Origin of the sequence: Streptomyces muensis (assembly GCF_021474425.1) — a bacterium.
Lineage (GTDB): Bacteria > Actinomycetota > Actinomycetes > Streptomycetales > Streptomycetaceae > Streptomyces > Streptomyces muensis.
On record NZ_JAKEIP010000260.1, the window covers coordinates 1 to 11,294 of the forward strand.

The 11,294-nt window shown below is 71.9% G+C and carries 9 protein-coding genes; 2 read left to right on the forward strand and 7 right to left on the reverse strand.

The window, feature by feature from the left end; genetic code table 11:
- Positions 1 to 53 precede the first annotated feature (53 nt).
- The 5 genes from L0P92_RS36390 to L0P92_RS36410 all read right to left on the reverse strand — a co-directional run bounded on the left by L0P92_RS36390 (position 54) and on the right by L0P92_RS36410 (position 4,606).
- Complete coding sequence (locus L0P92_RS36390) at positions 54 to 1,016, reverse strand: aminoglycoside phosphotransferase family protein (protein ID WP_234767336.1); 963 nt, start codon at positions 1,014 to 1,016, stop codon at positions 54 to 56.
- 61 nt (positions 1,017 to 1,077) lie between these two features.
- On the reverse strand, positions 1,078 to 2,205 hold the full coding sequence (locus L0P92_RS36395; RefSeq protein WP_234767337.1) for an aminopeptidase P family protein: 1,128 nt from the start codon (positions 2,203 to 2,205) through the stop codon (positions 1,078 to 1,080).
- A gap of 107 nt (positions 2,206 to 2,312) precedes the next feature.
- A complete protein-coding gene (locus L0P92_RS36400) occupies positions 2,313 to 2,942 on the reverse strand; it encodes a LysE family translocator (RefSeq protein WP_234767338.1) in 630 nt (209 codons plus the stop codon).
- Between the two features lie 73 nt (positions 2,943 to 3,015).
- Positions 3,016 to 3,612: a PDZ domain-containing protein gene (locus L0P92_RS36405; RefSeq protein WP_234767339.1), complete on the reverse strand. Its 597-nt coding sequence runs from the start codon at positions 3,610 to 3,612 to the stop codon at positions 3,016 to 3,018.
- Between the two features lie 121 nt (positions 3,613 to 3,733).
- Positions 3,734 to 4,606, reverse strand: coding sequence for a LysR family transcriptional regulator (locus L0P92_RS36410; RefSeq protein WP_234767340.1), 873 nt, complete (start codon positions 4,604 to 4,606; stop codon positions 3,734 to 3,736).
- 94 nt (positions 4,607 to 4,700) lie between these two features.
- On the opposite strand from L0P92_RS36410, the gene L0P92_RS36415 reads away from it, so the two are divergent.
- Positions 4,701 to 5,444 (forward strand): CTP synthase C-terminal region-related (seleno)protein, encoded by a 744-nt coding sequence (locus L0P92_RS36415; protein ID WP_234767341.1) that lies wholly within the window; start codon positions 4,701 to 4,703, stop codon positions 5,442 to 5,444.
- A gap of 23 nt (positions 5,445 to 5,467) precedes the next feature.
- Here the strand turns inward: L0P92_RS36415 and phsA are convergent, their stop codons facing one another.
- Positions 5,468 to 7,366 (reverse strand): O-aminophenol oxidase PhsA, encoded by a 1,899-nt coding sequence (gene phsA, locus L0P92_RS36420; protein ID WP_234767342.1) that lies wholly within the window; start codon positions 7,364 to 7,366, stop codon positions 5,468 to 5,470.
- 120 nt (positions 7,367 to 7,486) lie between these two features.
- Between phsA and L0P92_RS36425 the strand changes: the two genes are divergently transcribed.
- A complete protein-coding gene (locus L0P92_RS36425) occupies positions 7,487 to 8,977 on the forward strand; it encodes a hypothetical protein (protein WP_234767343.1) in 1,491 nt (496 codons plus the stop codon).
- Here the strand turns inward: L0P92_RS36425 and cyc2 are convergent.
- Positions 8,970 to 11,129 carry a germacradienol/geosmin synthase Cyc2 gene (cyc2, locus tag L0P92_RS36430; RefSeq protein WP_234767344.1) on the reverse strand — a complete coding sequence of 720 codons (2,160 nt, stop codon included), beginning with the start codon at positions 11,127 to 11,129 and terminating at the stop codon, positions 8,970 to 8,972. The genes L0P92_RS36425 and cyc2 overlap by 8 nt on opposite strands.
- Between the last annotated feature and the right edge of the window lie 165 nt (positions 11,130 to 11,294).

Sequence of the window (11,294 nt, forward strand, 5' to 3'; positions counted from 1 at the left end):
GAGCGGGGCGGGGCGCCGTGCGGGGCGGTTGCCATGCTGAGCGCGGACGGTCCCTAGAGCTCGTCCGCCCCGCCGTCGTCCTCGTCCTCCTCGTCCTCCCTGAGCTCGGTCACCCGCTCCAGCAGGATCGCCTCCCACGCGTGCCGCAGCTGCACCCTGAGCAACGGGAGCTGTGTCTCGCCCTTGCCGTCGAGGCGGTCCGCGAGGCGGACGAGCGCGTCGCAGCGGGCCAGCCAGAGTCCGCGCAGACAGGGGCGGGCGCCGTAGCCGGCGAGGGTGGCGGCGCGTACGGCGGCCGGGGAGCCGACGGCGAGGGCGAGGCCCGCGATGTCCTCGGCGGGGTCGCCGAGGACGGTGTCGGCCCAGCCGAGGACGCCGCGCACCCGGCCGTCGGCGCTGACGACGAGATGGTCGCCGGTGAGGGCGTGGTGGACGAGGACGGCGGTGCCGGGCTGGGCGGCGAGCTGGACGGCGGCTGGCTGGGTGAGCTGACGCAGCCGGGCGGCGTCGAACTCGTCGGCGTCGGCGAGGCGTGCGGCGGGGCGTTCGGCGGCGCGGCGCAGGGCCTCCAGGGAGCGCGGGGCGGCGCGCGGCACGCCGAGCGTCTCGGCCTGCCGTGCCGGTACCTCGCGCAGGCCCGTGAGCAGCCCGGCCAGGTCGGCCTCGCCGAGGGCGGACACGTCGTGCTCCCCGCCGGCCCCGCCGGGCACCTTGGTGTCCAGGGTGTAGGGCAGCCCCGGCGCCCACTCCCCGTGCGCGACGCTCGTCGGCACCGTGACCGGGACATGCGGGCGGACGAGGTCACGCAGCCGCAGTTCGCGGCGCTGCCGTACGGCGGCGGTCCGGTCGGGGGCGAGGCGCAGCACATGGCGGGTGCCGACCAGCCAGGTGGCCGGGTCGGCGCCCGGGGCGGCAGGCCGGACCTCGGGTCCGGCCGAGTCGTCCACGCCGTCCTTGAGCAGGGAACGGACCAGTCGGCGGACGGTGTCCGCGGTGGGTGTCGATGCCTGGGTCATGGTCGCGCCGTTGTCGCTCGGGGGTCTACGGGGTCTCCTCGCTCCGGTGCCGGTCACCGGGTCAGTCCACTATGACCATGTCGCGGGTCGTGTCGTTGAGGCGCCGGCCGCCGTCCTCGGTGACGGTGACGATGTCCTCGATGCGCACTCCGAAGCGGCCGGGCAGATAGACGCCGGGCTCCACGGAGAAGCACATACCGGGCACGAGGGGCTGCTCCTCGCCCTCGATCATGTACGGCGGTTCGTGCGTGGTGACGCCGATGCCGTGCCCGGTGCGGTGGATGAAGTACTCGCCGTACCCGGCGTCGGCGATGACCGCGCGGGCGGCCCGGTCGACCTCCTGGCAGGCGACACCGGGCCGTACCGCCCTGAAGCCGGCCTCCTGGGCCTCGCGTACGAGGTCGTGGACCCGGCGTTCCTCGTCGGTGGGTTCGCCGACGTGGACCGTGCGGGAGGTGTCGGAGCCGTAGCCGTCCTTCAGGCCCCCGAAGTCGAGGACGACCATGTCGCCGCGTTCGATGACGCGGTCGCCCACCTCATGGTGCGGGTTGGCGCCGTTGGGGCCGGAGGCGACGATGGTGAAGTCGACCTGGGAGTGGCCGAAGCGGCGCAGCAGGTCGGCGAGGTCGGCGGCGACGTCGGACTCGTGGCGTCCGCCGAAGGGAACCTTCCGGATCTCCTCGAACGTCGCGTCAGCGGCCGCACCCGCGGCCGCCAACAGCTCCAGCTCGGCCGCGTCCTTGACGGCCCGCAGCATCGGCAGGGCGTCGGTGAGGGAGGCGTACGTGGTGCCGGGCAGTGCCCGCTGGAGAGCGAGCAGATGCATCGCCCAGGCGTTGTCGCTGATGCCGAACCGGCCGGTCGCGTCGAGCAGGGCGGCGGTGGCGGCGTAGGGGTCCTTGCCGTCGGTCCAGTCCCGCAGGGTCAGTCCGGGCGCGCCGGCGGCCTTCGCGGCGTCCGGGGCCTCCAGGGCGGGGACGACCAGGACGGGGTCCTGGCCGGGGGCGAGGACCAGCAGGGTGAGCCGCTCGGTCTCGGCGGTGGGCGCGTAGCCGGTGAGCCACACCAGGTCCGGGCCGGGTGCCACCAGCAGCCCGGCCAGGCCGGCGTCGGCGGCCGCCCGCGCGGCACGTTCCATACGGGCCCTGTAGTCGTCGGCGGTGAAGGGCGCGGGTGCGGTGCCGGTCATCCGGGCCTCCCTGGGCACGTGAAGGGCTACGGGCAGCATCCTGCCCGCACGGCGGGGGCGGCGCGAGCCGGTTGACAGGGCTTTTGCGCGGTCGGCCGGGCATGGCTTCAGCCGTCGAGGGCCATGCGGACGCCGAGGAGCAGCAGTACGCCGCCGGAGACCTGTTCCAGGCGTCGGCGTACGCCCGCGCGGGACAGCACGCTCTTCATCCGGCCGACGAACCACACGTACAGGCCGTAGTAACCGACCTCGTAGACCGCCCAGAGGGCGGCGAGGCCCACCATGGCCGGCAGGTGCGGGGCGCCCCGCGGCACGAACTGCGGGAGGAAGGACAGGGCGAAGACGGCCGCCTTGGGGTTGGCGAGGTTGAGCAGCAGCCCGCCGCGGTAGGAGGCCCAGTCGCTCTTCGGTGCGCCCTCCCACACCGGTTCGTCCGTCCCCTCCGCTCCCTTCGTGCGGCGCGCCTGCCGCAGGGTCTGAATGCCGAAGCCGACGAGGACGACCGCGCCGACGATCCGCATCACGTCGTACGCGACCTCGGAGGCCGTCAGCAGCGCGGTCAGGCCGAACGCGGCGACCACGCCCCAGATGAAGACGCCGGTCTCGTTGCCGAGGACGGTCAGGAAGCCGGAGCGTCTGCTGTGCAGCGACTGCTTGATGATCAGTACCGTGCTGGGCCCCGGCGAGGCGGCGACGAGGGTGCAGGCTCCCAGGAAGGCGATCAGGGTGGTCGGCATGGGGCCCATCGTGGCCTGGTCGGCCTGCAGTGACCAGTGCTTTTCGTGGGTGCCCTCATGGGAGGCCCGGCGGTCAGGTGACGACGGCGGGGATCACGGTCAGCCGTTGATGGCCGCCACCGCGATGGCGCACTGTCAGGGTGGCCTCGTCGCCCGGGCGGGCTTCGGCGACGGCGCGTACGAGGTCGGCGGCCGTCTCGACGCGGGTCCTGTCGAACGCGAGGATCACGTCGCTCCTGACCAGGCCGGCCGAGTACCCGGGTCCGGGCATGTGGACGCCGACGACCAGGGCGCCCGGCCCACGGGCGTCCACGGCCTCCACGCCGAGGGTGGCGACGGCTGCGCGAGCCGGCGGGGAGGCCGGCGCCGGGGTCGGGGAGCCGGGGTGTGCCGGCTCGGCCGGACTTCCCGGGGCGACGGCCCGCCGGCCCGCCTGCCGCTGGAACTCGGCGAGCTCGCTCATGCCGATCACGGTGGCCCCCAGCGTGCCGAGTCCGACCCCGGACAGGACCAGGACCGTCCCGACCAGCAGGGCGCACAGCGCGGTCGCGAGCCGTCGCCCGCGCGGGTGGGGCGCGGCATGCGGGCGCCGTGCGCCGGGGACCGGCTTGGTACCGTCGCCGGAGCTCTGACCTGGCATGGGCTTGGGTCGCAACGCAGTCTGTTCCATCGGATCGCCTCCGGCTGGTGACTACCCTGCGCACCGGCGCACAACGAGCCACGATCGAGTGAGACTGACCGGGGGTCAAGAACGGGAAGCCCTGCGCGTCCGGGCGGAAACCGGCCCGTGATCAGGCCCGTTCGAGCAACGCCTCAGCGACGGCCGCCGCCGCTCCCGGGGGCGCGCCCGCCCCGGCGCACAACAGTTCCGTGCGGTGTACGACGCGCGGAAGGGTTACCGGTACGGCGACCGTGTGCGGCACCCCGGTGGCAGCGGAGCGCGGGAGCAGGGTCAGGCCGTGACCGGCCGCGGCGAGGGCGGTGAGGGCGCGGACGTCGGTGCCCTCGTAGCGCAGGGCGCCGCGGAAGCCGTGGCCGCCGTTGGCGCCCCGGAGCTGGGTGAGCGGCAGGCCCGCGTCGGGGGCGTCGAGCCAGCGGGCGTCGGCCAGGTCGCCGAGCCGCAGGCCGGTGCGCCCGGCGAGCGGGTGGGTGTCGGGCAGGAGGACGCAGACCGGCTCCTCCCCCACGCCGTACGTGGTCAGCGGCGCCACGTCGGGCAGTCGCAGCGGGTCGCTGGGGGCGGCGAGGCCGTCGACGAGCCCGAGGTCCGCCGTGCCGGTGGCGACGGCCGCGGGGACCTCGTCGCGGGGCAGCACGCGCAGGGTCACGCCGGAGGCCGGGAGCGCGGCGAGGACACGGGGGCCGAGGGCGGTCGACGCGGCCGCCAGTGTCAGTTCGCGGTCGGGCGCGGCCGCCATCCGTACGACGTCCGCGCGGGCCGCCTCCAGCCGGAGCAGCAGCGGGCCCGCGTGTTCGAGCAGCCGGTCGCCGGCCGCCGTGGGCGCGACGGGGCGCCGGGTGAGCAGCGGTGCGCCGAGGTCCTGTTCGAGCGCGGCGATGTGCTGCGACACCGCCGACTGGGTGTAGCCCAGTGCGCGGGCGGCCTCGGAGAACGAGGCGAGGCGGGCGACGGTCACGTACGTACGCAGCAGGTGCGGGTCCATGCGGCACAGGATGCCGCACGGCATCAGCTCTGCTTATCGGAGGTCCAGCAATCATCGTTGGACGTGAAGTACGGGTCGCGCCCAGGATGAGGCCATGACGAACACCACTGCCCGGACGGCAAGGACGGCACGGCTCGCCCTGGTCGGGGACCGCTCCCCCAACGTCGCCTCGCACACCCGCGTGCCACTGCTGCTGGACGCCCTCGCCGAACGCGACCGGCTCGTCCTCGACGCCTACTGGATCCCTTCGCAGGACGCGGAGGCCGACGGTGCGGTGCACGGCTTCGACGCCGTGTGGGTGCTGCCGGGCAGCCCGTACCGCAGCGAGGCCGGTGTGCTCTCCGCGATCCGCACCGCGCGCGAGCAGGGCATCCCGTTCCTCGGCACCTGCGGCGGCTTCCAGCACGCGCTTTTGGAGTACGCCCGCCATGCGTGCGGACTGACCCGGGTCGCCCACGCCGAGAACGACCCCGACGCCGACGACTTTCTCATCGAACCCCTGACCTGCTCGCTGGCCGGCCACGAGGCGATGGTCAGGATCGAGGCGGACACGCTCGCCCAGTCGGTCATCGGCTCGGAGCGCACGGTCGAACGGTACTTCTGCGCGTACGGCCCCTCCCGCCACCTCGACACCCTGGGTGCGCATGGGCTGCGCTTCTCCGGGCACGACGAGGACGGTCACGTGCGGATCGCCGAACTGCCCGGCCATCCCTTCTTCCTAGCCACGCTCTTCCAGCCGGAGCTGTCCGGCGACGGCTCACGCCCGCACCCGGTCGTCCGGGCGCTGGCGCGAGCCGCGGCCGAGCACGCGGCCCGGAAGGTGCCCACGCGCGCGTAACCGCACGTGCCTGCGTGCTTACGTCAGCCTGTGTGCCCCTCCCCATGGCCGTCGTGGCCGCCGTGCCCGGCGCCGTGATCGAACTTCAGGGCCTCCGCGGGCATCACGACGAAGGGCCGCATCATGCCCATGTCCTCGTGCTCCAGCAGGTGGCAGTGGTACATGAACCGGCCGTAGGCGCCGTCGAACTTGCCCATGACGCGCAGCATCTGGTTCCCCGGCACCCGGAAGACGTCCTTGTGGCCGAGCTCGTTGGGCGCCAGCGGGATGGCGGTGCCCGCGTCGTACCGGATCGGGGCGCGGGTGCCGCCGACCGCGGGGTCGAAGCCCGAGACGTCGTAGGCGTCCCGGCCCAGCAGCTGGAAGTCGGCCAGGTGGATGTGCATGGGGTGGACGATCGGGGCGAGGTTGAGGAAGCTCCACTGCTCGTGGCTGCCCTCGGCGATGGTGAAGCCCAGGCCGTCGTTGAACGTCCGGGCCGTGCGCCGGTAGGTCTTCGTCCTCCCGTCCGGTCCGGTCACCTGGATGACGCCCTCGGTGGGGACCTGGATGTCGCCCGGGTCCTCGACCTCCGTCATCTCCCAGATCTCCGGGTGACCGCCGCCTCCCTTGGTGGCGGGCGGGGTGAGGACGATCAGCCGGTGGCCGTGCTCGATGTCGTGGGTGAGCCGGCGGAACGAACCCGAGAGCACCTCGGGCAGCTCGAAGGTGTCCTGCGCACAGCTCTCCCGGACCCGGAACTCCATGACCGCCGGATAGCGCACGTCACCGGCCGGGTCGGGCACCCCGGGCGGCTGGTTGCGGCCCTTGTTGACCAGACGGAGCCTCCGGCCCGCGAGAGAGCGGAAGTCGACGAGCAGATCGAACCGCTCGGCCGGCGCCGCGGCCAGCGTGGGCAGCGTGCCGTCGAAGTCGATCGGCACCGGGCGCGGCAGCAGCCCGCCGTCGCTGCCGATCTGGTGGACGATGCCCGGGACCGGGTTGTCGTCCTCGTCGACGAGGACGAGGTTGTAGATGCGCGCGTTGGACGCGTTGACCAGCCGGAAGCGGTACCAGCCGTCGTCCACCTCGGCATACGGCCAGATCCGGCCGTTGACGGTGGTGTACGGGCCGCTGAACGGGATGGAGACCGGCTTGCCCGTCTCCGGGTTCTTCTCCTGGACGATCACCGTCTTGTGCAGCAGCCGTCCGTTGAGCCGGCCGTCCTCGTCGGTGTCGAGGTTGCGGTCGGCGAGCAGCAGCGGGATCTCCCGCTCGCCGCGCGGCAGGCGCAGGGCGTCCTCCTCGTCGTCCCGGACGAGGTAGGTGCCGTACAGGCCCGTCATCACGTTCCACCGCGTGATGTTCATCGCGTGGTCGTGGTACCACCACTGCACCGCCTGGTGGTCGTTCGGGTACTCGGACAGCTGGGCGTCGCCGAAGCCGACCGCGTTGTCCGCCCAGCCGTCGTTGCCGCCGCCTGTCTGGGCGCCGTGCAGATGGGTCACCGACCAGGCGGGCAGGGCGGCGACGTCCTTGTCGGGCTCGACGCCCTCGCGGCCGGGCTCGGTGGTGGCGGGCGGACGGCCGTCCGTGCGCAGCGGCACCTCCACCGAGGTGACCGGGTACTCGCTGTCCTTGGGGATGCGGTTGGTCCAGGCGATCCGGACGCGCTGTCCGCGCCGCACCTCTATGGTCGGGCCCGGTACCTGCCCGTCGTACCCCCACATGAGGGTCGGCGGCAGCTGCGGGTGCAGGCGCACCCAGGTCGGGCGCAGGGCGATCTCGGTCTCGCGTAAGACGTCCTCGGAAGCGGGCCGCAGGACGGTGGGCACGGGCAGCGGGGCCAGGTACGGCGTGAGCTCGCCGCTCTCGGCCTTGCTGCCGCTGCCACTCGCGCGGTCGCTGTCGCTGTCCGTGAGCCTCTCGATGATGTCGGTCAAGGTCGAACACCCCCGTGTGTTCTCGTTGTCTGTTCCCCTCATCCCAGAAGACTCCCGGCGCACCGTCCAAGTTCCCTGAATATCCCGTTCCGCTCAGTGGCCGCTGTTACGTTCTGTGACATGACCGATGACGCGTTGCGGCTGCTCCAGGAGAACGCCCGCCTGGCCGAACTGGCCGCTTTCTCCTTCAACTTCGACATCGACCGTGCGGCCCACGGCCATGTCGAGGAGGTCCGCCTGGCCTCGGGCGGCCCGCTCGTCATAGTGGCGGGCGACGACACCGGCGGTACGTACTTCGTGTGCGCGGACGGCTCACTGCTGTACGCCGACTCGGAGGGCTCGGCCGGGATCATCGGATGCAGTGTCGACGAGGCACTGGAGATCATGATCGGTCTGGCGGAGGACGAGGACGAGAAGGTAGACGAGGAGGAATCCCTGCCGGGTCGTGGCCTCGAAGACGCGCGTGCCGAACTGCGTGCCGCGCTGGGCTTTCCCGAGCGCCCTCGCGCCGAGCTCGAAGCCCTGCTGCACGCCGCACTCCTGCGCACCGAACCCGACTTCGTGCTGCTGAACGGGATGGAGCACAACGCCTATGAGCTGCTGGACTCGTATCCGCGTCCACCCCTGTGGGAGTCGGTGCTCGCGAGCGGCCGGACCGACCTCGCCCGGTTGCGCGAAGGTGACCGTGAGGCCTGGGACTCGGTGGTGCGGGATCCCGTACGGCGTCGACTCGCTCTGCGGGCCGCACAGTTCGACCGTGCCGAGGGCGACCTGGAGCTGCTGCGGCATCTGTTGCGGCACGAGGCGGCGGCGTCGATGACGGACGAACTGCGACTCGCGGCCGTGCTGGTGGGGCTGCGCGGGGACACCGGCGACCTGCCGTTGCTCAACGAGGTGCGCGAGACCGACTTCGACACGGCGTGCGGCCTCGGCGGTATGCCGGAACCCGGCGCGGGCGCGGACGAGTTGGTGACGTGGGCTCGGGAGCTCGACGACTCGCTGTTCGGTGCGGACCCGGCGGACGAGCCTTTGAGCACCTGGACCGACCTGGCCCGGGACCAGGGCATGACCGAGCTCGCCAGAGTCACCCTGATCCGCGAACTGGACGAGATCGTCATGGACCAGAGCAGACTCCGCCGCCCCGACGCGCCCCGGACCCTCGCCACGGCCCCACTGCGCGCGCTCGCCCGTGACTTCGAGGAACTGGGCGACCGCACCCAGGCACTGCGCGCCCAGCGTCTGTACACCGCACTGCAGGAGAAGGCGTGGGACCGGATCTCGGCCCTTCTCGACCAGGCCCGTCTGGAGCGTGAGGACGGACAACCGGCACAGGCGATACGGAGCCTGGAGGCTCTGCGCAGCGTCCTGGTGGCACCCGGGGACGACTCCCTGCATCAGTGGCAGCGCGTGAACTTCGGTCGCTTCATCGCCGAGGAGCACTACCGTCTCGCCCACGCCCTGGCCGACGCGAACCTCCCCGACGAGGCCCGCGCGCTTCTCACGGCCGCGGACGCGATACTCGGCAAGCTCTCGGAGAACGCCGCGAACGGCGTACGAGAGCTCGCCGAGGAGACGGCCGCGCGGGTGCGGGAGATCAGCGAGATCAGCTGAGGACGGGTACGGCCGGCGCGCGGTCCGGCACGAAGCCGTGCGCGCGGCGGGCCAGGTACTCGGCCTTGTAGCGGTCGACCTTGCTGTGCCAGTTCAGGATGCCCGCCATCCAGTTCTGGAGGTCGACCACATAGTTCCGCATGATCTCCCTGGCCTCGTCCGAGAGGTCGAAGTCGTCGTAGACGATGGGCAGTTCGTGTGCGGCCACGTGCTCGAACTGCTGCATGCGCTGGGTCATCAGGTCGTGCACGACGGAGAGCGCGGTCGGATAGTCGATGCCGAAGAAGTTCTGCACGACGAGGATCGCGTTGTGGATCTCGCCCTCGTACTCGATCTCCTTCTGGTACGAGAAGACGTCGTTGAGGAGGCAGGCGTAGTCGATAGCGGCGTTCTCCAGGGAACGGACGGGTCCGCTGCGGTAGACCTCCGGTGGGACGGCGGGGCCGTGGCCCATCCGGCACAGGCTGAGGGTGAGGTCGGAGCCGAAGGTGGCGCGCCGCATCTCCAGGTAGTCGACCGGGTCGGGGATGCGGTTCTGGAGCTGGTTGGACAGCTCCCACACCCAGCTCTCGGTCATGTCGTCCACCGCGTCCTTGAGGAAACGCCGCTGCTCGGGGGTCATGGCCGCGGTCGTGCGCGCCCACAGGTCGATCAGGCCGCGTTCCATGGCGTTGAGCGGGAGGGTTGCCTGCTCACCGTCGACGGGCATGCACGCCGAGAGGCGCTGGGTGGTGACGCGGGCGGCGGCGAGGTCGCGGCGGTGGCCGAAGACGAGCGGGTAGTAGTCGTCGCCGTAGGTGCCCCAGGCGAGCCACTGGGAGCTGAGGTCGAGGGCCTCGGCTGTGGCGTCCGGGTCGAGACCGGCCGCGCACAGCGCGAGGTCGTAGGCGGCGAGTTTGTCCTCGTCCCAGACGCCCTCCTGGAGGATGCCCATCCGGTGCGACCACTCGGTCAGGCGGTGGCGGGCGGCGTCGAGATGCGGGCTGAGCTCCAGCTGGAAGGGCATGTAGAAGTCGGGGAGCCGGGACGGGCCGACCTTCTGGTACGGCATGTGCGTGTAGGCACGCAGGCGTTCGGCGCCGGCCGCCGCGAGCAGGGCGCCGACATCGGCGGCAGAGGTGCCGGGGCCGGTCGGGACCCGCCAGGGTGTGGTGGGCTCGGCGCGCTGGTTCATGTACCGGCTGGAGCGCAGATGCCATTCGTGGCCGCCCGACTGCCAGTCCTGCAACCCCTGGGTGTACGCGGCGACCGCGGCGACCTCCTGGGGGGTGAGCCCCTTCTCCAGCGCCACGGCCGGGACCTCGGTGAGGGCGGTGTGCTCGAACTGGTGGAGCCGTGAGGTGAGGACGTCGTTGACGGTGTCGGCGGCCTCCTGGGTGGTGCAGCCGAAGAAGGTCTCCAGGACCAGGACGCCGTTGCTGAGTTCCCCCTCGTCCTCGACCTCGCGCTGGTAGGAGAACAGGTCGTTGCGCAGGTGCACGGCGTCCGAGAAGGTCTCCATCAGGACCCTCAGCGGCCTCGACTCGGCCACGGACGCGGGCACTTCGGACGTCGCGTACTCCACCAGGCCCGACGACCAGGGGGCACCGCCCACCTTGCGGCGCATCTCGATGTACTCGACCGGGTTGGCGACCCGGCCCTCGTTGATGTTGGACAGCTCCCACAGGGACTCGTTCAGGAGGTGCTCGGTGGCCACGGAGAAGCGGCGACGCCAGTCGGCGGACATCTTGGGCACGGTGCGCGTCCACAGGTCGGCGAGGCCCGCCTCGACCGGGTTCTGCGGCTCGGGCATGGGGGTCGCCAGGTCCATCGGCATGAACAGGGGCAGCCGGTCCAGGTAGGCCTTGCCGCCGACGCGGTCCTGAGTGCGCTTGAAGATCTCCAGGAAGTGGTCGTCGAAGAAGAAGACCCACACGTACCAGTCGGTGATCAGGGAGAGCGCGGGGCCGTCGCATTCGGGATGGGTGTAGGCGCAGAGCAGGCCGTAGTCGTGCGCGTCCAGGTCGGCCTGCTCCCAGACCCCGGACCCTTCCAGCATGCCCATCTCGCGCGCCCATGTGGTCGAGTGGGCGCGTGCCTCGTCGACATGTGGGTTCAGCCGCGCGGGATACGGCATGTAGAAGTGCGGGAGTTCGAAGGGCTGCTGCGTCATGGCCGGGCCCTACCCCTGGGGTCCAAGTGCCATCCGTGGAGCGGCACATGATCACACCATCGCGTGAACCACCGGTGAATCCGGGAACTCGCCCCCGCCGCCCCTACCCGTCCCATCCCTTGAAGGGGCGGAGCCCCTTCAAGGGATGGGACGGGTAGGGGCGGC